Here is a 22324-nt window from a genome sequence, read left to right as displayed (position 1 = left end):
GTTTCACCCTTCGTGTGGTGCCCTCCCCGGAGCGGCGCCATGGCGTGGCGAGCGGTCGGAAAGCGGGGGTGAGCGGTGGAGGCTGTCTTCCCCTCTCCCGGGGCGGGAGAGGGAAAATCAACCGATGCCCAGCCGTTCCTTCAGCGGGCCGAGGAAGCGGCGGCTGACCGGGATGCTCTGGCCGCCCAGCGTCTGGATTTCCGCCAGACCGTTGTCGATCAGGCGGATTTCCCGGATGCGGTCGGGGTTGACCAGATATTGCCGGTGGCAGCGCACCAGCGGGGTGCGCTCCTGCAAGGTCAGCAGGGTCAGCTCGGTGAAGCGTTCCTCGCCGTCGGCACCGACGACGAAGACGCCGCTCGCCTTGGAGGCCACGCATTCCACCTCGTCCAGCTTCAGCAGGGAGATGCGGTTGTGGCCGGTGCAGGGGATCAGCCGCAGCGGGGCGGCGTCCTTCAGAACGGCGAGGTCCTGCGGCGCCCGCTCGCGGCGCAGCCGTTGCAGCGTCTTCGCCAGCCGGGCCGGGTCCGCCGGCTTCAGCAGATAGTCGAAGGCGTGCTCCTCGAAGGCCTGGACGGCGTACTCGTCGTGGGCGGTCAGAAAGACGATGCGGGGCATCCGCTCCGGGTCGAGCATGCTCAGCATTTCCAGCCCGCTGACCCGCGGCATCTGGATGTCGAGGAAGACCACGTCGGGCGGCTGGCGGTTGATGGCGCCGATGGCCTCGATGGCGTTGGCGCATTCCCCGACGACCTGGAGGTCGGGGAACTCCTCCAGGAGGCGCCGCAGCTCCTCGCGGGCCAGCGGCTCGTCGTCCACGATCAGGACGGTCATCATGGCGCGGTCTCCGCGACGGCAGGGATGTCCAGGGGAAGGCGCAGGGTGATGCGGGTGAGGACGTCGGCCTCGCAGGCGACGTCCACCCCGTAACCGTCGCCGAAGCGGTTGCGGACGCGGCGGTCCACGATGGACATGCCGAGCCCGTCACCGCCCGGCTTTTCCTCGTAGAGGCCGGCGTTGTCCTCCACCGCCAGCAGCAGGTCGCCGCCTTCCCGCCGCGCCGCGATGCGGACATGGCCGGGGCCGAGGAGCTGCGACGTGCCGTGCTTGATGGCGTTCTCGACCAGCGGCTGGAGCAGGAAGGCCGGCAGCCGGGCGTGGCGCAGAGCCTCGGGCACGTCAATCTCCACCGACAGGCGCCCGGTGAAGCGCGCCAGCTCGATCTGGAGATAGGCGCTGACATGCTCCACCTCGTCGGCCACCGTGGCCTCCTGGCTGGGGCGCTTCAGGTTCTTGCGGAAGAAGACCGACAGGCTCTGCACGAGCTGGCGTGCCCGCTCCGGATCGTTGCGGATGACCGCGGAGATGGTGTTGAGCGCGTTGAACAGGAAATGCGGGTTCACCTGAGCGTGCAGCAGCTTGATCTCCGACTGGGCGAGCAGCGCCTTCTGCTGCTCGTAGCGCCCGGCGAGGATCTGGCTGGACAGCAGCCGGGCGATGCCCTCCCCCAGCGTGCGGTTGATGGTGGAGAACAGCTTGGTCTTCGGCTCGTACAGCTTCACGGTGCCGATCACCCGGTCGTCCTCGCCGACCAGCGGGATCACCAGCGAGGCGCCCAGCCGGCAGTTCGGGTGGATCGAGCATTTGTAGGACACCAGATTGCCGTCGGCGTAGAGCACTTGGTTGTTGGCGATCGCCTGGTAGGTCTGGGGCGAGGTGATCGGCGTGCCCGGCAGATGATGGTCGTCGCCGACGCCGATGAAGGCCAGCAGCTTCTCGCGGTCGGTGATGGCGACGGCGCCGACGCCCGTCTCCTCGTAGATGATGCGGGCGACCCGCATGCTGTTCTCTTCGTTGAAGCCCTGGCGCAGCACGCCGTCGGCCCGCGCGGCGATCTTCAGCGCCTTGGCGGAGAAGGCGCTCGACTGCTTGTCGATCAGGGCGCGGCGGTCCATCAGGATTCGCATGAACAGCCCCGCCCCCAGCGTGTTGGCGACGATCATCGGCAGCGCCACCACCTCGACCAGATGGACCGCCGCCGGGAAGGGCTTGGCCACCAGCAGGATGATCAGCATCTGGGCGATTTCCGCCACCAGCGTGACGGCGCCGACGCGCAGCGGGTCGAACAGCGGCTCGATGCGGCCCTGGCGGACGAAGTGGCGGTGCACCAGACCGCCGATCAGCCCCTCCGTCACCGTGGAGATGGCGCAGGCCACCGCCGACATGCCGCCCAGCGAGTAGCGGTGCAGACCGCCGGTGAAGCCGACCGCCAGCCCCACCGACGGCCCGCCCAGGATGCCGCTCAGCACGGCCCCGATGGCGCGGGTGTTGGCGATGGAATCGTCGATCTGCAACCCGAAATAGGTCCCCATGACGCAGAACATGGAGAAGATGACGTAGCAGGCCAGCTTGTGCGGCCAGCGCACGGTGAGATGCATCACCGGAAGGAACAGCGGCGTCCGGCTCAGCATGTACGCGATGACCAGATACACGCACATCTGCTGGAGCAGCAGGAAGACGAGGCTGAGATGCTCGACGGTCATGGGGGCGGGCACGGGCAGCGGGCGGCGGGATTGCCGGCCCGCAGGCTACCCCCGCCCGTCCTGCCGCGGTATGATTCCAATCAATGGATGCGGCCGGAACCCCCGCGCCGCTGCGATGGCTTTATGCGGCCAGCGCGGAGGGCTGCTGCACCGTTGCAGGCATGGTGCCGGTGTTGTTGGTGGGCGGCAGGCGCAGGCGGCTCGCCAGCCCCTCCAGGGAATCGTGCAGGCGGCGGCAGGGGGTGCCGTCCTCCCCCGGCTCGTAGATGCCGACGAAGGGCGCGCCCGGCTGGTTGGGGTCGAGGTGCAGCTCGACGATGTGGGTGCGCGACGTGCAGCCGCGGATCAGCGGATCGGCGGGGATCACCGTCCAGCCGCGCCGCAGGCAGCGCTCGGCCAGCCCTTCCAGATAGAGCGAGGCGGACGGAACGCGCTTCAGCGCCTTCAACTCGGCGATGAGCTGGCGGACATTGTCCACCTGCTCCAGGAACAGGCCGGCGGCGTGATGGGTGTCGCGGATCACGAGCTTCAGCATGAGTTGGAATCTCCTCTGCGCGCACGGCTCCGTCACCCGCGGGGGTGCATCGGCGGCCTTCCCGGCGCCATGCCCGTTGTGCGGAAGCCTGCGCGTCGTGCGTTTGGGTGGGAAGCGTCGGACGGGGCGCGGTCCCGCTAGTCGGCGGCGCCCAAATCCGTGCCGCCAAGGTTCGTGTTGTCCAAATCCGGTTCGGGACGCTCGGCGACGGTCACGGGCGGTTCGGTCACGGGCTTGCGATCGGGATAGAGCGCGGCGACCATCTGCTCCAGCCGCTGCCGCAGAGAGCGGTTCGGCTGGTCGGAGGGCCGGGCTTCGACGCGGACGTTCACCACGCCGTCTTCGATCATGCCCAATTCGGTGGCGGCCTTCCGGGACAGGTCGATCACCCGGCCCTTCACATAGGGGCCGCGGTCGTTGATCACGACCTCGACGCTGCGCCCGTTGTCGGCGTTGGTCACGGTCACCCGGCTGCCCAGGGGAAGCCGGCGGGACGCGGCGGTCAGCCGGTTCTGGCTGAAGCGCTCCCCCGACGCGGTGGTCCGGCCATGGAAGAAATCGGCGTAATAGGACGCCTTCCCCTTATGAACATAAACCGGTTCGATGTCCGGAACGACCGGCGCGGATGTTTCCTCGAACTCGATGTCCTGCGGCATTGGCGGGACGGTGGCGATCTGTGCACTGGTCGAGCAAGCTCCAACAGAAACAGCACAGATGGCGAGCGCAACACAGCCATACCGCACTCTTTTTCTCCCCCGTTGTTGTTCTGCGGCAACGGTTGCGGAATCTCTCCATCCTGTCAATCCGCGAATCCTCGCCTATGCTGTGACAGGATTGCGCCTTAATATTCTTTAACGATTTTATTTTGAACTCGTCATGACGGATGGGGGCCGGTTCGTACGTTTCACTTGCGGCGACTGAATTTTTGCCCATTCTGGCAATCCCGCCAGTCATCCTCAGCGTATAACCCGGCATCGCCGCCGGCCCGCGAGTGCGCGGAAGGATTTTCCCGGAACCTCCACAAGACACTGAAAACCCGTTGAAAATTTTCCATCATACAATGTTGATGACACCATCTGATCCATTGAAGACGGACAAACGCCTTGTCATAAATACTGTTTGATTGAAAGACGAGCGCCGATCGTTTTCGCCAAACATCATTGGAATTCGGAACGAATTTAGCGAAACACCGGTCCACCCCGACGGAGCTTGCGGACATGAGTGAGTTTCGGATTCCCGGCAATGGCGGAAACGGAGACGGAATCGGCGATGATCGATCACCCCCCGATGACGCTTCCGGCTTTGATGACGTTTCAGGCCCGGCGATGGAGACCGCCGGCCGGACGACGGGCGGCGTCGGCGACCCGCTGTTCGTCCGGGCCTTCGACAGCGGGCGCCGCTGGGGCGTGCCGCCGGACGGTGCCGCGACGGCGCCCTACAGCCTGACCTACGGCTGGGTCGTGGATGCCGGCATCCGCTACGTGCCCGGCTTCCGTCCCCTCAACGACAGCCAGAAGGCCATGGCGTTGCAGGCGATGGGGGAGTGGAGCGCCGTCGCCAACCTCGCCTTCGTGGAAACGACGGCGCCGATGACCGCCAACCTGCAATTCCATATGAGCCAGTTGGACGCCTTCGGCGCCTCCGGCATGGCCTACTACCCCAACCCGGCGGGCTCCTACATCTACCTCGACCCCGAATCGGCCGGATACCGGACCTATGTGCATGAGATCGGCCACGCGCTGGGCCTGAAGCATCCCGGCGACTACAACGGCACGGGCGGCGGCACCCCGCCCTTTCTGCCGCCGGCCGAGGACAACCGGACCAACACGGTCATGTCCTATTACGGCGTCTGGCCCGGCGGGCTGGGCGTCTACGACGTCGCCGCGATCCAGCGCCTCTATGGCCCCAACCCCACCGTGCGCGCCGGCGACGACCTGTATCTCCTGACGCCGGGCGCGCCGGGGCGCTACCTCTGGGATGGCGGCGGCAACGATACCCTGTCCGCGGCGGGGTCGGATGTTCCCGTCACCATCGACCTGACGGGCGGCTGGGGATGGTTTTCCGCGCAGGCGCCGTCGATCCTGGCCCAGAACCAGTTCTTCGTCGGCTACGGCACCCGCATCGAGACCGTCATCGGGGGGCCGGCCGGCGACCGGGTGACCGGCTCGGCCTTCGCCGACACGCTGATGGGCGCCGCCGGAGACGACACGCTGGCCGGCGGCGCGGGCAACGATCTTCTCGACGGCGGACCCGGAGACGACACGGCGCTGTACGACTTCCCCTCCGCCAACGTCTTCGTGACCGTCGATCCGTTGGGAGGCGGAGCGGACCTGACGGTCACCGGGGCCGGCGGCACCGACCGGCTGCGCGGCATCGAACGGCTGGTCTTTGCCGACCGCACGGTCACCCGGCAGGAGGCCGCGGCCGCCCTGCCCCGCGCCGCGCCGGACGAACGCGCCATCGTTCAGGATGGCGCCATGAGCTACGAGGTGCGGATGGCCCCCTATTCCGGCCCGGTCGCCGGCCTGAAAAACCAGTTCCTGGGAACGGCCGCGGGAGAGGCGGTCGTCGGCAGCGGCCAGGGCGATTTCATGAATCTGCTCGGCGGGAACGACGCCGCGCAGGGCGGAGGCGGAGACGACGTGCTGGACGGCGGCACGGGCTCCAACTTCCTGACCGGCGGGGCCGGCACGGACACCTTCAACGTCGATGGTCGGGGCGAAGGCGTCACGTGGTCCACCATCACCGACCTGCAACCGGCGGAATGGGCGGTCGCCTGGGGCTGGACGGACACCCTTTCCAAACTGACCTGGGAGGATCTGGCGGGCGCCGCCGGCTATCAGGGGGCCACCGCGCGAATCGACCTGGACGGCAATGGCGGCGCCGACCTCAGCCTGACCTTCAGCGGAAAGACCCCCGGCGGGTTGCTCGCCATGCCCGGACAGGTGGGCACCGACAGCTATCTTGCCTTCCGGATCGGCTGACCGCATTCCGCAGGTCGGAAAAACGGCCGGACCGGCTGCCGCGCCGCACCGATCCTGGCGCATCCTCAGCGCAATCGCCGAGCACGGAACGAGGAGGGACCCACGACCATGAAGCAGGTGATGTTCGTCGAACTCGGCATGGGCGCCGATCTGCATGGGCAGGACGTGACCAAGGCCGCGGTGCGCGCCGTGCGCAACGCCATCGAGCGCAACTCCATGCCCGGCATGCGCGCGCTCGTCGATGGCGACACCAGCCGGATGCAGGTCCGCGTCCATCTCGCCGTTCCGGCGGACGCCGACCGTCTGGACCTGGAGGCCGTGCGGGCCGTCTTCCCCTATGGACAGGTTTCCTTCAACGTGGTGTCCGGCGGCATGCTGGCGCCCAGCGGCATCTTCCTGGCCGACAAGAACGACCGCAACGAGATGATCTACATCGTCAACGCCGCGGTGGAGGTCGGGGTGTAAGGTTCGGCGTCTTCGGCCGGAGCGGTTGCCCCCGCCCCCCGTTTCGTGCCAGCGTCGGGGCATGAAGCGCGCGCTCCGAACCGCCCTGATCGCCGTCGGCATCCTCGCCGGCGGCCTCGTCACCCTGACCGTGGGGGTGGTGGCCGCCCTGCCGGTGGTCGCCGACCACATCCCGCTGGAGCTGTCCCGAGTCGTGATGAGCGACGGGCGGCGGCAGGTGGAGATGCAGGGCATGGTCCATGTCGCCAAGCCGGAATTCTACAGCGGCATCGCCAAGCACATCGCCCAGCGGCGTCAGGAAGGCTGGCTGGTCTTCTACGAGGAGGTCCGTCCCGACGATTCCTCCAACCCCGCCGGGGTGGCCGACGTGCTGCGCCGGCTGGGGGCGGACTGGAACCCGGACAGCAAGCAGCATCCCTACGAGATGATGGCGAGCCTGCTCGGCGACGGGCTGGTGCTTCAGGACAACCGCGCCCTGATCGGCCCGCCGGGGCCGGACGCCCGCAACGTCGACGTCACCCTGTCGCAACTGCTGGCCGCCCTGCCCCCCGACGATCCGGACGAGGCCGATCCGGAAACCATCGATCTGGCGCAACTCCGGAACGAGTACGACACGCTGCCGGGCTGGGTGCAGCGGCGCGTCCAGGCCGCCATCCGCATCATGCTGGCCACCACCGCGTCGGGCTCCATGGTGCGCGAGGCCCTGCCGCCGGCGCTGACCACCCTGCGCGAGGACAAGGTGGTGGCGGCGATCAAGGCCGAACCGGACCGCAACATCCTGATCCTCTACGGTCAGGTCCACATCGGCCACATCCAGACCATGCTGAAGGACGCCGACGCGCGGTGGCGGACGGTCTCCTCAAAGGCGATCCAGGCGTTCTGAGCCGCTCAGGTCACCCGCACTGGTCACCCGATGCGGATCACCAGATTTTGCGGGCCAGCTCCTCACCGCGGGCGGCGAGTTCCTCGAAGCGGCGGCGGGCGTCGTCCTCGGCGCTCCAGTCGCCGGGGGCGACGACGGTCTCGGCGGCGTCCGGACGGTCCGGCGCGCTGGGGCGGTCGCCCGCCTCCCCGTGGAGACCATAGATTTGGCCGTCGCGCGCCTCGATCACGGCGTAGCGGCCGTCCCGTTCGACGAGCCGGAAACTGCCATGTTCCGATACGGTCCGGACCTTGGGCATCGCAATCTTCCCTTGCGGTTCACATGTCACGCCGTGAACAACCGCCGCGATGCCCATTTGTCGCATAGCAGCAATATAGCACTTTATGGGTGCAAATGAGAGTCGTTCGCACTATACAGGAAGGAAGTCAGCCGCAAAGAAGTTTGAACCGCCAATGTTCACAGCGCTTCACACCCGTTCCATCGCCGCGATGGCCGCCGCCGGCACCCTCCTGTCGAGCGGACTTGGCTGGGCGCAGGGCGTCCCCGCAACCAACGGCGGCGCTCCCGCGGCACCGGCTCCGATGGCGGCTCCCGTGGCGCCTCCCGTGACGACGCCCGCCGCCGACGCGCTGGCCCCGCTGGCGGCCCCGGACGCTGCGGCGGGAGCGGCCGCCGGGCTGGACCACATGACCGCCGCGACGGCGATCCTGCCGCACGACCTGTCCCCCTGGGGCATGTTCATGGCGGCGAGCCCGGTGGTGCAGGCCGTGATGATCGGGCTGGCGCTGGCCTCGGTGGCGACCTGGACCATCTTCCTCGCCAAGTCGCTGGAACTGTCGAAGGCCAAGCGCAAGGCGCGGGTCTCCCTGGCGGCGCTGGAGCAGGCGCGTTCGCTGACCCAGGCGGCGGAAAGCATCGGCTTCGAGAAGACCCCGGCCACCGCCTTCCTGCGCGCCGTGATCGCCGAGGCGCACCAGTCGGCCGACGCCCCCTCGCAGGAGGGTCTGAAGGAGCGCGCGGCCTCCCGCCTGGAGCGGATCGAGGCGGCGGAGGGGCGGCGCATGATGCGGGGCACCGGCATCCTCGCCAGCATCGGCTCCACCGCCCCCTTCGTCGGGCTGTTCGGCACGGTGTGGGGCATCATGGTCAGCTTCATCGGCATCGCCAAGTCGCAGACGACCAACCTCGCCGTGGTGGCGCCGGGCATCGCCGAAGCGCTGCTGGCGACGGCCATCGGCCTCGTCGCGGCCATCCCGGCGGTGGTGATCTACAACGGCTTCGCCCGCTCCATCGGCGGCTACCGCGCCCAGCTCGGCGACTCCTCGGCGGCGGTGCTGCGGCTGCTGAGCCGCGACATGGACCGCCGCGCCCTGCCGCGCACCGTGTCCAAGGCGGCGGAGTAAGACCATGGCGGCGCGTCTGGACGACGGCGACGATCTCACCGAGTCGCACGACATCAACGTCACGCCCTTCATCGACGTGATGCTCGTGCTGCTCATCATCTTCATGGTGGCGGCCCCGCTGGCGACGGTGGACGTGCCGGTGGACCTGCCGGCCTCCACCGCCCAGCCGCAGCCGCGGCCCGACAAGCCCCTGTTCCTGACCATCCAGGCCGACAAAAGCCTGTCGGTGGGCGACACGCCGGTGGCGCGGGAATCCCTGGCGGCGGCGCTGGACGGGGTGACCAACGGCGACAAGGGCGCGCGCGTCTTCCTGCGCGCCGACCGCAGCGTGGATTACGGCGCGCTGACCGAGGTGATGAACGCGCTGCGCGCCGCCGGCTATCTGAAGATCGCCCTGGTCGGGCTGGAAGGCGCGGCCGCGAAATGAGCGTGGCGACCTTCGATCCCAACGACCTGCCGGACGGCGAGGAGCGCACGGCGCCCGCCCTGGCGCGCTGGGGCGGCAGTCTGGTGGTCGTGCTGGGCGCCCACGCCCTTCTGGCGCTCGCCGCGCTGTCCTGGCACGTGGCGATGGAAGAGGCGCCGGCCATGCCGCCCGCGGTGATGCTCGATCTGCCGCCGATGCCGGAAACGCCGGCCGCGGAGCCGCCGCCGACCCTGGAATCGATGCTCCCCGAACCGGAGCTGCCGCCCGAGCCGGTGATCGAGCCGGAACCGGAACCCGAGCCCATCCCCGAGATCGCCCCGGAGCCGCCCCCGCCCGTCCCGGCGGAGGTTTCCCTGCCGGAGCCGCCGCCCAAACCGAAACCCAAGCCCAAGGAAGAGCCCAAGCCGAAGCCCAAGGCCGAGCCGCCGAAGCCGCGCCCCCAGCCGCAGACGCCGCCCAAACCGGTGACGGAAGCCCCGGCCAACGCCGCCCCCGCCGCCGCCCCGCCTTCGGGCGCCCCAGCCCAGGCGGCGCCGGTGCCGCGCAACAGCAACGCGCTGCCCACGTGGCACGGCGCCGTGCTCGGTCATCTGGAGCGCTACAAGCGCTACCCCCGCATCGCCCAGATGCGGCGCCAGCAGGGCGTTCCGCAGGTCCACATCACGCTCGACCGGCAGGGCCGGGTGTTGGCGGTGCGGCTGCACAAGGGCTCGGGCTTCGAGGCGCTGGACGAGGAGACGATCGCCCTGGTTGAACGCGCCTCCCCGCTCCCGGCCCCGCCCCCGGACGTGGCGCAGGACCGCATGGAGCTGGTGGTGCCGGTGCAGTACTTCCTGCGCTGAATTCGACCGCTCACGCGCCGATGACGTGGATGCGCATCACGGTATGTGCATCCACAGGCGCATGAGTTCCGGAACCGTCCGGATGTCGAGTTTGCTGAGAATGTTCGCCCGGTGGGTTTCCACCGTGCGGACGCCGATCCCCAGGCGGATCGCGATGGCCTTGTTGGCGCAGCCCTCCACCATCAGCGCCGCGACATCCCGTTCCCGGGGGCTGAGAAGGGCCAGCTTCGCCAGGGCGGACTCCGCGGCGGAGCGGTCCCGGCGCTGGTGGGCGTCGCGCTGCAGGGCCTCGTGGACGCGGCGCAGGAAGACGCCGTCGTCGAACGGCTTTTCCAGGAAATCGACCGCTCCGGACCGGAAGGCGGTGACGGCGGAACTCACCTCGCCATGGGCGGTGATGATGATGACCGGCAGGCCGCAGCCGCGCCGGGCCAGCTCCTCCTGAAGCTCCAGCCCGTCCATGAAGGGCATGCGGAGGTCGGCCACCACGCAACCCGGCTGCTCCGGGCTGTAGCGGTGCAGGAATTCCAGCGCGTTGACGAAGGTGCGCACGGACAGGCCGGCCACCTCGACCAGAACGGAGAGCGCGTCGCGGACCGCCTCGTCGTCGTCGATGATGAAGACGGTCGGTTCGCCGGTGGAGGTTTTATCGGTCTGGGTCATGGGATGGCCGGGTGTCTGAACGGGCTGCGGGCAGAAAGACCTGGAAAACGGCACCGGTCGAACCGGTGCGGCCGAGCCACAGCCTGCCGCCGTGGCTCTCGACGATCGAGCGGCAGATGGGCAAGCCGAGCCCCATGCCCGCCGGCTTTGTGGTGGCGAAGGGCGAGTAGAGATGGTCGACCATGCCCGCCGACACGCCGGGGCCGCTGTCCTCGACCTCGAAGGTCAGGCCATCCGGCGGCGTGGCCCGGACGCGCAGGACGACCTCGCGCACCGGGCTGCCGGCCGCGGCGATGGCCTCGATGCTGTTGTGCACGAGGTTGAGGAGGACCTGCTCGATCTGGATGCGGTCGCACAGCACGGGGGGAAGCGGCTCGGCCATGTCCACCCGCAGCTGGACACGGTTGTAGGCCGCGTCCCCCCGCACCAGCGTCAGCGTCTCGCGCAGGATCTCCCTGGCCGATTCCGGCGCCAGTTGAAGCGACCCCTTGCTCAGGAACGTGCGCAGCCCGCGGATGACCTCGCCCGCGCGTTCCGCCTGGATCACCGCCTTGTCGATGAGCTCGTGGGCGCGCGGCGGCGTGTCGTCGCCCTCCAAGAGGCGCTGGGCGGCGCGCGCGTAGCTGATGGCGGCCAGCAGCGGCTGGTTCAGCTCGTGGGCCAGGGCGGAGGCCATCTCTCCGGTCACCGTGAGGCGCGAGAGATGGGCCAGCTCGGTCTGGTGTTCGCGCAGCCGGACCTCGATCTCGCGCCGCTCGCTGACCAGCGCGCCGAGGAACAGGGCCGTAATGGCCAGGGCCAGCATCAGCGTCTGGTGATAGACCACCGCGCCCAGGGGAAGGCCGATCGCCTGCAGCCCGGCGATCAGGCCGCTCTGAATGGCCAGGGCCGCCAGCACCGCGCCCGGCAGGCCGTGCGACACGGCGACCCAGACGAGGGGCAGGAACAGGACGTAGAACAGGTTGAACTGGCCGTCGCCGATGGGCAGGAAGACGAGCAGAAGGGCTGCGGCGATGGCGGCCGTCTGGGCGGCGGTGGGCGTCTTCGGCACGCTCCAGGCGGGCGTCCGGTCCGGCCGGTGCAGGAGGAGGACGAAGGGCGTGACCACGGCAATGCCGATGGCGTCGCCCAGCCAGTATTGGAAGGCCAGCGTCGGCAGGTCGGAGGCGGGCAAGGCCCCGTCCAGGACGAACACGCCGACGAAGACGGGCGCCACGACGGCGGCGCTCAGGAAGGTCACGCCGACCAGCCAGCCGACGTCGCGCACGCGGTTCAGCGCCAGACCGATCGCCACCCGGTGGCGCAGGACATGGGCGGCCGCCCCGTACCCGGCGACGATGGCGAGGTTGGAGAGCAGCAGCGAGGCGATCGAGGCCGGATGCCCCCGCACCACAAGATCGGCCAGGATCAGCGTGGCGTAGACCATCGGCAGGCCGCGCGCGCCGGTCCACAGCAGAAGGGCCATGTAGAGCCCGGCCGGCGGGTTCCACGGCGTGATGTTGAGGCTCGGGCGGGGGTGGATGAAGGTCAGCCAGTCGATGGGCAGATAGGCCGCCAGGAAGGCAAGGGACAGCAGGACCATGTCCCGGCCGGTCAGGATGGCCGGCGCTCCCGATGCACGGCTGGCGGGTGGGAAAGGCATCTCAAAACGTTCTTTCAGGCGGCACGGGCGAAACGGGCTGGGTGGATGAGGCCCGGACTATACGTCCACCCGGCGCGTTCGCCTATGCGATGGGCGCCTATGCGATGGGCGCCGATGCGATGGGCGGGAGCCCGCGGGCTCCCGTCTCCGCGACGCACGGATCAGCCAACGAAGAACGGCTGCGTACCGTGCGCGGCGATGGCCTTCGACAGCCGTTCCAGCGCGTGGGCGTAGGCCGCCGTGCGCATCGGGATGGTTCGGGTCGTGCCCATGTTCCAGACCCGGCGGCCCTCGGTCTCCATGATCGCGCGCAGGCGCTCGTGAATCTCGTCGAGACCCCAATAGTAGCCCTGACGGTTCTGCACCCACTCGAAATAGGACACGGTCACGCCGCCGGCGTTCGCCAGGATGTCGGGCAGGACGACGACGCCGGCCTCGTTCAGGATGCGGTCGGCGTCCGGCGTGACCGGGCCGTTGGCGAGTTCCAGGACGACGCTTGCCTTGATGAGCCCGGCGTTGCCCTTGTGGATCTGATCCTCCAGCGCCGCGGGGACCAGGATCTCGCAATCGGTGCCCAGCAGCTCGTCGCCGGTCACCGCGCGGGCGCCGTTTTCGGTGTAGGCGGTCACCGAGCCGCCCCGCTCCTTGGCGGTCTGCACGGCCTGCGGGTCCAGCCCGTCCGCGCAGACGATGGCGCCGCGGGAATCGGACAGGCCGACGATGCGGTAGCCGTCCGCGTGCAGCAGTCGGGCAATGTGGAAGCCGGCGTTGCCGTAGCCCTGGATCACCACCCGGCGGGCCGATCCGGACAGGCGCAGATCCTCTTCCAGATGCTTGATCAGGTAGTAGCCGCCGCGCGCGGTCGCGTCGTCGCGCCCGAGCGACCCGCCGAGCGGCAGCGGCTTGCCGGTGATGACCGCCGGGCTCGGCTGGCGCACGATGGAGCTGTACTCGTCGGCCATCCACCCCATGATCATGGAGTTGGTGTAGACGTCCGGCGCCGGGATGTCGCGGTCGGGTCCGATCATGCCGGCGAAGGCCTGGACATAGGCCCGCGACAGGCGCTCCAGCTCCGACTTCGACAGGCTGTGCGGATCGACCTTCACCGCGCCCTTGCCCCCGCCGTAGGGCAGGTTCATCACCGCGCACTTGAAGGTCATCCAGAAGGCCAGCGTGGTCACCTCCTCCACGTTGGAACTCGGGTGGAAGCGGATGCCGCCCTTGGTCGGGCCGCGCGTGTCGTCGTAGCGGCACCGCCACGCCGGGAAGGAGCGCCGCGAACCGTCATCCATGCGCACGGACAGGCGGACGCTCAGAGTCTCCTTGGCGTATTTCAGTTTCTCGAGAACCTCGGAATCCACCTCGACGTGCTTGGCGGCTTCATCCAGGCGGCTCAGCGCCCCCGAAAGCAGATCGTCCATTCCTTTTCCCCATGGTTTCGGTCAGGAGCACCGAAGGTTGGCCGCATCTCCTTCCTGGAAGGTTCTGCTCACTTCCCCTTAGGCATATGACGGCCTTTTCTACTGGGGAATAACCCGGATCAAAATATCCGTATTACTACGGAAACCTAGTAACATACTGAAAAACAGTGATAAATTTTTTACAGACCGATCTGCGCCTTGCGCTCCGTAATCATACGGATGGCCGCGGACAATGACCGTGGGCGAGAGTTCATCTGGGCTTGAATCACCGCCGCGCAGGATCGAGGACGCATCGATGACCGAGGGAACCGACCGGCCGCTGATCTGGATCGGACGCATGGAGTACGGCCGCCTGCTGCGGGCGATGGACCGGCTGGCCGTGCAGGCCCCGGAGGTCTCGGCGTTCCTGTCGCGGGAGTTGGAGCGGGCGATCGTCCGCCCGGAAGGCGACCTCCCCCGGACGATCGTGCGCATGGGCAGCCGGGTGCTGTTCCGCCGCGACGACGGCATGCCGCCCGAATGGGCGGAACTGGTCTACCCGGACCAAGCGCCCAAGGAGGAACAGATCACCGTCGCGTCCCCACTGGGTGTGGCCTTGCTCGGTCTTCGGGAAGGCGCCCACATGCCGTACAGCGATGCGGACGGCACCGCGCGCCGGCTGATGATCGAGCGCGTTCTCCCGCCCTGAGCCGTCCGTTCCTGACCGAACCCGCTTCGCTCTTCATTTGCAAATGCGAATGATTCGCACTATTAGTGGAGCATGTTCCGCTCCACGGCCCCGCTTGGCTCCGGACGGAACCCGCGATTCAACAGCCGAAGCCGATCGGGGGCGGAGACGATGTGTGAGCGTTGTCGGAAGACCGTGCCATCCTGCGTACTGGGACAGGCCAAGCGCCGGAAGCTGTGGACGATTCCCACGGAGTACCATTGCTCCATCGTGGGCACCTGCCTGTCGTCCGAGGACGTGGCGTGGCTGTGCCGGCGGCTGAAGCTGGTCCCCACGGCGGACGCCCGCCCCTACGACATCCACCGCTACTTCGTGGAGAAGGCCGCTGAGGACGGGCCGGAAGCCCGCTTGATGCACAAGCGGCTGGACGAGACCTTCGCCGTCGCGGTGAAGCGCTTCGCCCGCGAAACGACCGAAGAGGGCTGGATGGCGCTGTGGACCGCCGCGGTGGCCTCGGGCGACGTCGCCGCCGCCTACTGGGGCGTGCTGAGCCACGGCGCCATGCCCGACGCGGTCCGGGTGCGCGCCTTCGCCGACGTGCACATGCTCTCGCACATCATGGGTGGCGAGAACCGGCGCCAATTGCGGGAGAACCGCGATCTGGCCCGGCGCTGCGACGAGTTGACCGCCCGGCTGGCCAAGCAGGAACGCGCCGCCGCCGAACGCGTCGCCGAGAAGGACGCCCGCATCCGGGAACTGGAGGCGCAGCTCACCGCCCAGCGGGCCGCGCCCGCGGTTCCGGAAACGCCCAACGTCTCGAAAGCCCAGTCGGTCCGGGCGCCGGGCCAGGCGCGTCTGCTGCGCACCATGGACGCCCTGCACCGCCGCGTCGCCAGCGAGCGCATGCGCGCCCGCCACGCCGAGGCGGAAGTGGAACGGCTGCGGCGCCTGCTCGACCCGCCGGCCGCGCAGCTCCGCCGCACCGCCGCCGCCGAGACGAACGCCCCGACCGACCTCGGCGGGCGGGCCATCCTCTATGTGGGCGGGCGGACCAAAAGCCTGCCTCACCTGCGGGCGGCGGTGGAGACGCGCAACGGCTGCCTGCTGCACCATGACGGCGGGTTCGAGCAGACGACCCGCTGCCTGGAAGGGCTGGTGGAACGCGCCGACGTGGTGGTCTGCCCCGTCGATTGCGTCAGCCACGACGCCTGCCTGCGGGTGAAGGGGCTGTGCCGCCGCATGGGCAAGCCCTTCGTTCCCATGCGCAGCGCCGGAGCGACCAGCTTCGCCCGCATCCTGCACAGCTTCGGGCAGGACGGCGCCGGGGAGGAATCCGCCCACCACTGAGTACCGCCCAGGCTTTGGGCACGGCCCGGGCGCCGGCGTGATCAGGCGCCGCGGACCCCGGCGAGGAAGTCACCGACCTCGCCGGTCAGCCGCTCCGCCTGCTGCGACAGGTCCTGCGCCGCGCTCAGCACCTGGGTCGCCGCCGCCCCGGTGTCGTTGGCCGCCTGCTGAACGCCGGCGATGTTGGTCGCGACCTCCTGCGTTCCGACGGCCGCCTGCTGGACGTTGCGGGTGATTTCCCGGGTGGCGGCGCCCTGCTCCTCCACCGCGGTGGCGATGGCCGTGGCGATCTCGTTCACCTCGCCGATCACCGTGGCGATGGCCTGGATCGCCGAGACGGCGTCGCGCGTGACGGTCTGCACTTGGACGATCTGCGCCGCGATGTCGTCAGTCGCCTGGGCGGTCTGGCTCGCCAGCGCCTTCACCTCGTGCGCCACGACGGCGAAGCCCTTGCCGGCGTCGCCGGCGCGGGCGGCCTCGATGGTGGCGTTGAGCGCCAGCAGGTTGGTCTGGCTGGAGATCGCCTGGATCAGCCCGACCACCTCGCCGATTCGCTGGGCGCAGCCGGCCATCAGCCGCACCGTCTCGTCCGTCCGGCGGGCGTCCGCGACGGCCCGCGTCGTGATAGCCTGCGACTGGGCGGCGCGGTCGCCGATCTCCCGGATGGAGGCGGTGAGCTGTTCGGTCGCCGCCGCCACGGTCTGCACGTTCGTGGAGGCCTGTTCCGACGCGGCGGCCACGGCGAAGGATTGCTGGTCGGTCTGCTGGGCCGCCGCGGACATGGAGCCGGCGGTCGCCTCCATCTCCGTCGCGGCGGAGGACAGGGTCCCGACCAGCCCGCTCACCTTGGCTTCGAAGCCGCGGGTCAGCCGGTCCAGAGCGGCCGCCCGCCGCTCGCGCGTTTCCTGGTCGCGCCGCTGCTCGGCCTCCAGCCGCTCACGCGCGGCGGCGTGCTCCTGGAAGACCCGGACCGCCTGCGCCATGGCGCCGATCTCGTCGCGGCGTCCGGTGCCGGGAACGGCCACCGCCAGATCGCCGTCAGCCAGTTGCCGCATGGCTCCGGTCATCGCCGACAGCGGGCGAACGATCCGGCGGATCACCAGCAGCGAGCCCCCGACGCCCAGAATCAGGCTGAGCGTGAAGACGGCGAGGCTGACGAGCAGGTCGGATCGCGCCTCATCCGCGGACTCCGCGACCGCCGCATCGATGGCGGTGCCCGCCGTGCCGGCCAACGCGAGGATGGAATCAATGGCTGCGGTCGCCCGGCCCATCCAATCGTCGGAGGACAATGGGTAACGGCCATCCACGCCACCCGCCAGCACCGCCCGCCGGGTGTCGGCGAATCCCTCGACGTAAGCCGCCTCGACCCCATCGATGGCCCGCGCCAGTTCGGGCGCGAGGTCCGGCCGGGTGCGCAGCGCGCGGATGCCGTCCCAGGCCTGCTCCAGACGGCCGCGGGATTTCGCCAGGGCCTCGGCCTGTCCGGGAGCAACCGGCCGGCGGCCGGCGATGAGCGCGTTGAACAGCCCGCGCTCGCGCCCGGCGTGTTCGGCCATGTCGGCCGCGTGGCCGCGCAGTTGGACGAGCTGGAGCGTCGCCGTCCTCGGTGGCGGAGCGACCGCCTCCAGCAGCAGGCGCAGGGCGCCGACCCGCTCGATGTGCGCGGTGATCGTGTCGCTGAAGCCCGACACCACCTTCGGGGACCGCTCACCGGCGTCGCGGGCCAACGCCTCGTCCACCCCGCGCCGATGGTCCCGTAAGGAGGCCAACGACGCCTCCACCTCGCCCAGGCGCGGACCGTGCGGGACCATGTCAGGAATGGCGGGAAGCGTGTCCAGCGCGGTGCGCAACGCAGCGTCGGCGGCATCGCGGCGCTGTTGGAGCCGGGCGCGCCGTTCAAGGTTCAGCGCGCCCTCGCCGTTCAGCGCCCCGTTGGTGGCTCCCCGCTCAAGGGCGAGATCTCCGGCGGCGGCGACCAATCCACCAGCCACCTGATTGACTTTCCGGTAAGCCGACGCCGCTTCGACGCCGCGAAGGGCCACGAACGCAGCTTCTCCCGCCATGAAAATTCCGAGCAGGGCGAGCCCACCGACAATCACCGGCAGAATGACTTTGATGGAGAGTAACCGCATGACAGAGCCTTCGGGAACGGAAAACATTGACCGACTCAAATACAGCGACCGGCGCCATTCCTTGACTTTGGTCAAAGGGCTGGAAGGCACCTGATCTGGAACGTGATCCGAGAAAAATTGTGGATTTGGTGACAGGCATTGTGGATTTGCTTTTGGAAAATTTCCGCACGTTGTTTGAAAATGGCAGGCTGGCGCACGGCTAAAGTTGCGGGGCGGCGTTCCGCCCTGTGCTACAGTGCCGCCGGAAGGAGCCGTCATGCCGTCTGAACACCCGTCGTCCGAAGCCTCTCAGCCCAGCCAGAATGCCCCCGAACCTCTTCTGAAGCTGGGTGACTCACCCCGCCCGGCCGCCATGCCCGACAGCATCGCCGCGGAGGTCGCGGGCTGGCGCTTCGTCCTGCGCAGCCCGGTGGCCCCCAGCTTCTATTCCAAGCCGGGAACGCCGTGGCTGGCACCGCCGGAGGGCTGTCTGCGAGCCAGCGACCGATGGAATCTGGACGGCGCCTTCTCCACCGACCAGCCCGTCGAGAACGGCGCGCAATGGGTTGTCGCGCGGTTCGAGGGCGGGGTGTGGCGTGTGGAACGCTGCGGTCCGGCCTCCCCCCGGCCGGCGGTGCGCGATCTGCTGCGCCTGCGGGTGGAACGGCTGACCGCCGCCCGCCGCTGGACGCATGGCGACCTGGAGCTTCTGCACAGTTTGTTGGACGGCGGGACGCTGGCGGAGCCGGTTCTGCTGGCCGGCGACGAGGGGCGGGCGCGCTCGCTGCGGTCGCTGAAGGCGCTGGGTCTCGCCGGGGCGGCCTCCGCGGACGACCCGGAACTTCCCGACGCGGCGAAGGCCCTGCTCGCCGATGGGGCGGAGAGCGTCGTCTGGCTCGACGCCGACGCGCGGGAGATCGCCGACGGCATCCTGTCGTGGCACGCCAAGAAACAGGCGCGCGCCGCCACGCGGCTGAGCCGGGGCGCCGAGGCCAAGCAGCGCGGCGACGACATCAAGGACGCGCTGACCAAGGCGGTGCAACGGGCCTTCCCCCGCATCCCCAAGGAAGCCGCCGCCGCCGCCGCCGCCCGGCTGGCGCCCGGCGTGAAGAAGCTGGGCCGCATGCCGGCGCTGCAACCCATCGTGGACGCGGTGGCGGAGGTGCGGCTGGAGCGCTGGCGGCAGGCCGTCGCGTCGGAGCCGGAGGTGGCGAAGCGGCTGGCCGCCATGGAGGCGCGCGGCGACGCGAACCGCGCGCTCAAGCGCTACCGCGACCAGCGCGCCGTCGAGCGGGCGGAGGCCGAGTTGAAGGAGTGGCGCGGCGACCTCGGCCCCGTGCTGTCCCGCCGCCTGGGCTGGTGAGGGCCGGAGCGGCCGGGCGGAGTCAGCGCGCGCCGGGGAACCACTCGGTGTGGCTGTCGCCGCCGCGGCCGTAATAGACGACCCGCCGACCCAGGAGGCTGACCGTCCAGCCGGCGCAGCCGGCCCGCAGCACCCGTTCGCAAAAGCCGCCGTAGCGGAGCGTTCCGGCCTGGATGGCGCGGACGGCGGATTCCACGCCCTCCGCCGAGAAGTCCATGGCCGGCGGCAGGGGGGAGGGCCGGATCGCCACCCGCTCCGTCGTGCCGTCCGGGAAGTAATAGGTTGTCTCCGCGCGCACGAGATCGGTGTGGTAGCGCTCCACCCCCGCGACGGCCAGCGCCGCGACGACCTCGGGGAAGGTGGTGCGCTCCTCGTCCGACGCGCGGCTGCACTCCTGCAGGATGGCCGTGATTTTGGCGTCCATGACGTCTTCTCCGTGCGAGCGCGAGCGTCGCGGTCAATCGATGGGAACGGAGCGCAGCCCCATCCGGCGGACGATCCCCTTCAATGCGTCCTCGATCCGCCTCCGCTCGGCGGGGTCCAAGTGCCCGAAGAACTCGGCGTCGTTGCGGTCGGCCAGGGTGGACAGGTCCGGCACCAGCGCCTGGCCTTCCGGGGTGAGAGCCAGCGTCTGGTAACGCCGGTCGTCCGGGTCGGCGGTCTGGGTCAGCAGCCCCTTGGCGGCGAGGCGGTCGGCCAGTTTCGAGATCGCTCCCCGCGTCATGCCCAGCCGGTCGGCCAGCAGGCTGGGCGCCACGCCGTCGCGGTCGTGAAGGTCGCGCAGGACGACCCATTCGGCGACGGTCACCCCCCGCCCCGCCAGCTTCGCGGCGAAAGCCTGGGAGACATGGTTCGACACGAAGCGCAGCCAGTAGCCAAGATGCGCGTCGAGGGGACTCAAGCTCGATTCGACCAAGCGGCCCTCCAGTGAGTTTCCTAGGAAACTATATGGCAATGGTTTCCTTGTCAACCGTCTGACGCGACGGCTTGTCGTCACGATGAAACAATCCGATGTCAAGACCTTTCGGGCAGAGAGGATGGCGCGGCATAGAGTTCGCAGGCTCCGCGAGCACGAATCAGAGGTTATCTCCGTAATTTCCGTTCCAGAGGCGCTCCAAAAATTAATCAAACCCGAATCAAGTCATTCAAGAATAGCCTGAACCTCTCACACCCATCGTTGTCATATATTACAAAATTGCTAAACGATGAGACTATGACCATTTGAAGGGGCAGCATGTGACAAATTAATTTGAAATCCATGATTAGTGGCATCTAAATCAATCTCGGATACGTTCCGACGGCCATTTCCACATTCCTCTGGTGATGCCATGTTCAAAATCCCCTCAGCGAAGCGCGCGGAAGAAGCAGCCAAGTTCGCGGCGCTGGATGCCGCGCAGGCCATCGTCGAACTTTCGCTGGATGGAATGGTTCTTTCCGCAAACAAAAAATTCCTTGCAGCGCTCGGCTGCGGCCTGGACGCGATCAAAAGCCGGCAATGGTCAGCGGTTCTTTCCCTGCAAGGCGAGGAAAACGGCACCCCGCAGGGCCTCTGGGACGCGTTGCGGCGTGGCGAACCGTGGTCCGGGGAATGCCTGCTGCTCGGCAAGGGGGAGCGGGAGACGTGGCTCCAGGCGATCTTCACGCCGATCCGCGACCCTGGGGGGCGCACCGTCAAGATCGTGGTCTATGCGATGGATATCACCGCCGGCAAACGCCGGTCCGCCGACCAGGAGGGGCAGATCGCAGCGGTCAACAAATCGCAGGCGGTCATCGAATTCGACATCGACGGCAATGTTCTGACGGCGAACGCCAACTTCCTCGCCACCATGGGCTATCGGCTCGACGAGATCACCGGCCGGCATCACGCCATTTTCGTGGCGCCGGAGGAGCGCAACAGCGACGGCTACCACCGGTTCTGGGACGCGCTCCGTCGCGGCGAGCATCAGACGACCGAGTTCCGGCGGTTGCGCAAGGATGGCGGGGACGTCTGGATCCAGGCCAGCTACAACCCTGTCTTCGACCCGCGAGGCCGTCTGGTCAAGGTCGTCAAGTTCGCCACCGACATCACGGAACGGGTGAAGGAGCGGCTGAACCGCGCCGGTGTCGGGCGCACGGTGGATGGCGACCTCGGCCACATCAGCCAAGCCATCGCCGATGCCAACCGGCAGGCCGCCGCCGCCGCGACCGCCGCCGCCCAAACCAGTCACACCGTGCAATCCGTCGCCGCCGGCGCCGAGGAGCTCGTCGCGTCCGTGAACGAGATCAGCCAGCAGACCGCCACCGCCTCGGTCATCTCGAACGAAGCGGTCGGCGAGGCCGAACGGATCGGCGCGACCGTCGAGGAGCTGGTGGAGGCCGCCAAGCGGATCGGCATGGTGGTCAAGATGATCTCGGACATCGCCAACCAGACGAACCTCCTGGCGCTGAACGCGACCATCGAGGCCGCTCGGGCCGGGGAGAACGGCAAGGGCTTCGCGGTGGTCGCGTCCGAGGTCAAGGCCCTGGCGACCCAGGCGGCCAAGGCGACGGAGCAGATCACCTCGCAGATCGCGCAGGTCCAGGGAGCCACCGATTCCGCCGCCCGCGCCATCACCTCGATCGGCGGGACGATCCGCAAGCTGAACGGCATCTCCGCCGCCATCGCGTCCGCCACCGAAGAGCAGAGCGCCGTCGTCCGCGACATCTCGGCTCACATGCAGCTCACCGCCGACGCCATCACGACCATCAGCGGCAACATGGCCGGCATTGCCCGCGCCACCGAAGAGGCCGCGGAATCGACCGGCAAGGTCAAGGCGCTGTCGCGCACCCTGGCCGCCTGATGATCGCCGGGGCGAACAAAAGCCAGACGTGACACCGGCGACGGCAAATCCACCCGTTGCCAGTGTCGCGATATGTTCCAAATGTGAAACAACTTATGAGTTTAATTACGGGCTTGACCGTTCCTTTTTTGATGGTATTGTCTCGTTTCAGCCGGAAAACTGTCCGGCGAAAGCGCTGAAATTCAATCGGGGCGCTCCGTGCCTGCGGC

Annotated in this window: 21 protein-coding genes; 10 read left to right on the top strand and 11 right to left on the bottom strand. The window is 68.7% G+C overall.

Features of this window, described 5'->3' with window-relative positions:
* Positions 1-117 precede the first annotated feature (117 nt).
* The 4 genes from btsR to D3869_RS23665 form a co-directional block, all read right to left on the bottom strand.
* Entirely contained in the window at positions 118-837 is a 720-nt protein-coding gene (btsR, locus tag D3869_RS23680; protein ID WP_174451073.1) for a two-component system response regulator BtsR, read from the bottom strand.
* Positions 834-2543, bottom strand: coding sequence for a sensor histidine kinase (locus D3869_RS23675; RefSeq protein ID WP_137142259.1), 1710 nt, complete (start codon positions 2541-2543; stop codon positions 834-836). The genes btsR and D3869_RS23675 overlap by 4 nt, the downstream gene beginning before the upstream one ends.
* A 121-nt stretch (positions 2544-2664) precedes the next feature.
* Entirely contained in the window at positions 2665-3078 is a 414-nt protein-coding gene (locus tag D3869_RS23670) for a hypothetical protein (RefSeq protein ID WP_137142258.1), read from the bottom strand.
* A gap of 137 nt (positions 3079-3215) precedes the next feature.
* Positions 3216-3734, bottom strand: a complete 519-nt coding sequence (locus D3869_RS23665; RefSeq protein WP_137142257.1) for a septal ring lytic transglycosylase RlpA family protein — start codon at positions 3732-3734, stop codon at positions 3216-3218.
* Positions 3735-4403: 669 nt separating this feature from the next.
* Between D3869_RS23665 and D3869_RS34520 the strand changes: the two genes are divergently transcribed.
* The 3 genes from D3869_RS34520 to D3869_RS23650 all read left to right on the top strand — a co-directional run bounded on the left by D3869_RS34520 (position 4404) and on the right by D3869_RS23650 (position 7410).
* Positions 4404-6062 (top strand): reprolysin-like metallopeptidase, encoded by a 1659-nt coding sequence (locus D3869_RS34520; protein ID WP_282190188.1) that lies wholly within the window; start codon positions 4404-4406, stop codon positions 6060-6062.
* Positions 6063-6170: 108 nt separating this feature from the next.
* A complete protein-coding gene (locus D3869_RS23655) occupies positions 6171-6527 on the top strand; it encodes a Lin0512 family protein (protein ID WP_014241764.1) in 357 nt (118 codons plus the stop codon).
* 61 nt (positions 6528-6588) lie between these two features.
* Positions 6589-7410: a hypothetical protein gene (locus D3869_RS23650; protein ID WP_137142255.1), complete on the top strand. Its 822-nt coding sequence runs from the start codon at positions 6589-6591 to the stop codon at positions 7408-7410.
* Positions 7411-7447: 37 nt separating this feature from the next.
* Here D3869_RS23650 and D3869_RS23645 read toward each other — a convergent pair whose 3' ends face one another.
* A complete protein-coding gene (locus tag D3869_RS23645; protein ID WP_137142254.1) occupies positions 7448-7708 on the bottom strand; it encodes a hypothetical protein in 261 nt (86 codons plus the stop codon).
* Positions 7709-7862: 154 nt separating this feature from the next.
* On the opposite strand from D3869_RS23645, the gene exbB reads away from it, so the two are divergent.
* The 3 genes from exbB to D3869_RS23630 are packed head-to-tail and all read left to right on the top strand — an operon-like array spanning position 7863 to position 10082.
* Positions 7863-8813 (top strand): tonB-system energizer ExbB, encoded by a 951-nt coding sequence (gene exbB, locus D3869_RS23640; RefSeq protein ID WP_247896002.1) that lies wholly within the window; start codon positions 7863-7865, stop codon positions 8811-8813.
* A 4-nt stretch (positions 8814-8817) separates the two neighbouring features.
* Positions 8818-9240 (top strand): TonB system transport protein ExbD, encoded by a 423-nt coding sequence (gene exbD / locus D3869_RS23635; RefSeq protein ID WP_014241770.1) that lies wholly within the window; start codon positions 8818-8820, stop codon positions 9238-9240.
* Positions 9237-10082, top strand: coding sequence for an energy transducer TonB (locus D3869_RS23630; protein WP_137142253.1), 846 nt, complete (start codon positions 9237-9239; stop codon positions 10080-10082). Before exbD ends, D3869_RS23630 begins: the two co-directional genes overlap by 4 nt.
* A gap of 36 nt (positions 10083-10118) precedes the next feature.
* On the opposite strand, the gene D3869_RS23625 is transcribed toward D3869_RS23630, so the two are convergent.
* The 3 genes from D3869_RS23625 to D3869_RS23615 all read right to left on the bottom strand — a co-directional run bounded on the left by D3869_RS23625 (position 10119) and on the right by D3869_RS23615 (position 13808).
* Positions 10119-10745: a response regulator transcription factor gene (locus D3869_RS23625; RefSeq protein WP_137142252.1), complete on the bottom strand. Its 627-nt coding sequence runs from the start codon at positions 10743-10745 to the stop codon at positions 10119-10121.
* Positions 10729-12387 carry an ATP-binding protein gene (locus D3869_RS23620; protein WP_247896001.1) on the bottom strand — a complete coding sequence of 553 codons (1659 nt, stop codon included), beginning with the start codon at positions 12385-12387 and terminating at the stop codon, positions 10729-10731. Before D3869_RS23620 ends, D3869_RS23625 begins: the two co-directional genes overlap by 17 nt.
* A gap of 161 nt (positions 12388-12548) precedes the next feature.
* Entirely contained in the window at positions 12549-13808 is a 1260-nt protein-coding gene (locus D3869_RS23615) for a Glu/Leu/Phe/Val family dehydrogenase (protein ID WP_137142251.1), read from the bottom strand.
* Between the two features lie 295 nt (positions 13809-14103).
* Between D3869_RS23615 and D3869_RS23610 the strand changes: the two genes are divergently transcribed.
* Positions 14104-14496 carry a GreA/GreB family elongation factor gene (locus D3869_RS23610; RefSeq protein WP_137142250.1) on the top strand — a complete coding sequence of 131 codons (393 nt, stop codon included), beginning with the start codon at positions 14104-14106 and terminating at the stop codon, positions 14494-14496.
* A 174-nt stretch (positions 14497-14670) separates the two neighbouring features.
* Entirely contained in the window at positions 14671-15822 is a 1152-nt protein-coding gene (locus D3869_RS34010; RefSeq protein ID WP_247896000.1) for a DUF2325 domain-containing protein, read from the top strand.
* A 41-nt stretch (positions 15823-15863) separates the two neighbouring features.
* Here the strand turns inward: D3869_RS34010 and D3869_RS23600 are convergent, their stop codons facing one another.
* Entirely contained in the window at positions 15864-17813 is a 1950-nt protein-coding gene (locus D3869_RS23600) for a methyl-accepting chemotaxis protein (protein ID WP_137142249.1), read from the bottom strand.
* Between the two features lie 397 nt (positions 17814-18210).
* Here D3869_RS23600 and D3869_RS23595 point away from each other — a divergent pair, with 397 nt between their 5' ends.
* Positions 18211-19296 (top strand): hypothetical protein, encoded by a 1086-nt coding sequence (locus D3869_RS23595; protein WP_247895999.1) that lies wholly within the window; start codon positions 18211-18213, stop codon positions 19294-19296.
* A gap of 22 nt (positions 19297-19318) precedes the next feature.
* On the opposite strand, the gene D3869_RS23590 is transcribed toward D3869_RS23595, so the two are convergent.
* Both D3869_RS23590 and D3869_RS23585 read right to left on the bottom strand, forming a co-directional pair.
* On the bottom strand, positions 19319-19720 hold the full coding sequence (locus D3869_RS23590) for a DUF1398 domain-containing protein (protein WP_137142248.1): 402 nt from the start codon (positions 19718-19720) through the stop codon (positions 19319-19321).
* A 33-nt stretch (positions 19721-19753) separates the two neighbouring features.
* Positions 19754-20212: a MarR family winged helix-turn-helix transcriptional regulator gene (locus tag D3869_RS23585; RefSeq protein WP_137142247.1), complete on the bottom strand. Its 459-nt coding sequence runs from the start codon at positions 20210-20212 to the stop codon at positions 19754-19756.
* A gap of 508 nt (positions 20213-20720) precedes the next feature.
* On the opposite strand from D3869_RS23585, the gene D3869_RS23580 reads away from it, so the two are divergent.
* Positions 20721-22115, top strand: a complete 1395-nt coding sequence (locus tag D3869_RS23580) for a methyl-accepting chemotaxis protein (protein ID WP_349017900.1) — start codon at positions 20721-20723, stop codon at positions 22113-22115.
* The last annotated feature ends 209 nt before the right edge of the window (positions 22116-22324 follow it).

The organism is Azospirillum brasilense, assembly GCF_005222205.1.
GTDB classification, from domain to species: domain Bacteria; phylum Pseudomonadota; class Alphaproteobacteria; order Azospirillales; family Azospirillaceae; genus Azospirillum; species Azospirillum brasilense_G.
The sequence above is the reverse complement of the archived record's forward strand: the minus strand, read 5'-3'. Positions and strand labels throughout refer to the sequence as shown.

What these genes read in the sequence shown, in the direction of transcription:
- btsR (WP_174451073.1), bottom strand. Translation starts at nt 837, where the DNA reads ATGATGACCGTCCTGATCGTGGACGACGAGCCGCTGGCCCGCGAGGAG.
- D3869_RS23675 (WP_137142259.1), bottom strand. Translation starts at nt 2,543, where the DNA reads ATGACCGTCGAGCATCTCAGCCTCGTCTTCCTGCTGCTCCAGCAGATG.
- D3869_RS23670 (WP_137142258.1), bottom strand. Translation starts at nt 3,078, where the DNA reads ATGCTGAAGCTCGTGATCCGCGACACCCATCACGCCGCCGGCCTGTTC.
- D3869_RS23665 (WP_137142257.1), bottom strand. Translation starts at nt 3,734, where the DNA reads ATGCCGCAGGACATCGAGTTCGAGGAAACATCCGCGCCGGTCGTTCCG.
- D3869_RS34520 (WP_282190188.1), top strand. Translation starts at nt 4,404, where the DNA reads ATGGAGACCGCCGGCCGGACGACGGGCGGCGTCGGCGACCCGCTGTTC.
- D3869_RS23655 (WP_014241764.1), top strand. Translation starts at nt 6,171, where the DNA reads ATGAAGCAGGTGATGTTCGTCGAACTCGGCATGGGCGCCGATCTGCAT.
- D3869_RS23650 (WP_137142255.1), top strand. Translation starts at nt 6,589, where the DNA reads ATGAAGCGCGCGCTCCGAACCGCCCTGATCGCCGTCGGCATCCTCGCC.
- D3869_RS23645 (WP_137142254.1), bottom strand. Translation starts at nt 7,708, where the DNA reads ATGCCCAAGGTCCGGACCGTATCGGAACATGGCAGTTTCCGGCTCGTC.
- exbB (WP_247896002.1), top strand. Translation starts at nt 7,863, where the DNA reads ATGTTCACAGCGCTTCACACCCGTTCCATCGCCGCGATGGCCGCCGCC.
- exbD (WP_014241770.1), top strand. Translation starts at nt 8,818, where the DNA reads ATGGCGGCGCGTCTGGACGACGGCGACGATCTCACCGAGTCGCACGAC.
- D3869_RS23630 (WP_137142253.1), top strand. Translation starts at nt 9,237, where the DNA reads ATGAGCGTGGCGACCTTCGATCCCAACGACCTGCCGGACGGCGAGGAG.
- D3869_RS23625 (WP_137142252.1), bottom strand. Translation starts at nt 10,745, where the DNA reads ATGACCCAGACCGATAAAACCTCCACCGGCGAACCGACCGTCTTCATC.
- D3869_RS23620 (WP_247896001.1), bottom strand. Translation starts at nt 12,387, where the DNA reads ATGCCTTTCCCACCCGCCAGCCGTGCATCGGGAGCGCCGGCCATCCTG.
- D3869_RS23615 (WP_137142251.1), bottom strand. Translation starts at nt 13,808, where the DNA reads ATGGACGATCTGCTTTCGGGGGCGCTGAGCCGCCTGGATGAAGCCGCC.
- D3869_RS23610 (WP_137142250.1), top strand. Translation starts at nt 14,104, where the DNA reads ATGACCGAGGGAACCGACCGGCCGCTGATCTGGATCGGACGCATGGAG.
- D3869_RS23595 (WP_247895999.1), top strand. Translation starts at nt 18,211, where the DNA reads ATGCCGTCTGAACACCCGTCGTCCGAAGCCTCTCAGCCCAGCCAGAAT.
- D3869_RS23590 (WP_137142248.1), bottom strand. Translation starts at nt 19,720, where the DNA reads ATGGACGCCAAAATCACGGCCATCCTGCAGGAGTGCAGCCGCGCGTCG.
- D3869_RS23580 (WP_349017900.1), top strand. Translation starts at nt 20,721, where the DNA reads ATGGTTCTTTCCGCAAACAAAAAATTCCTTGCAGCGCTCGGCTGCGGC.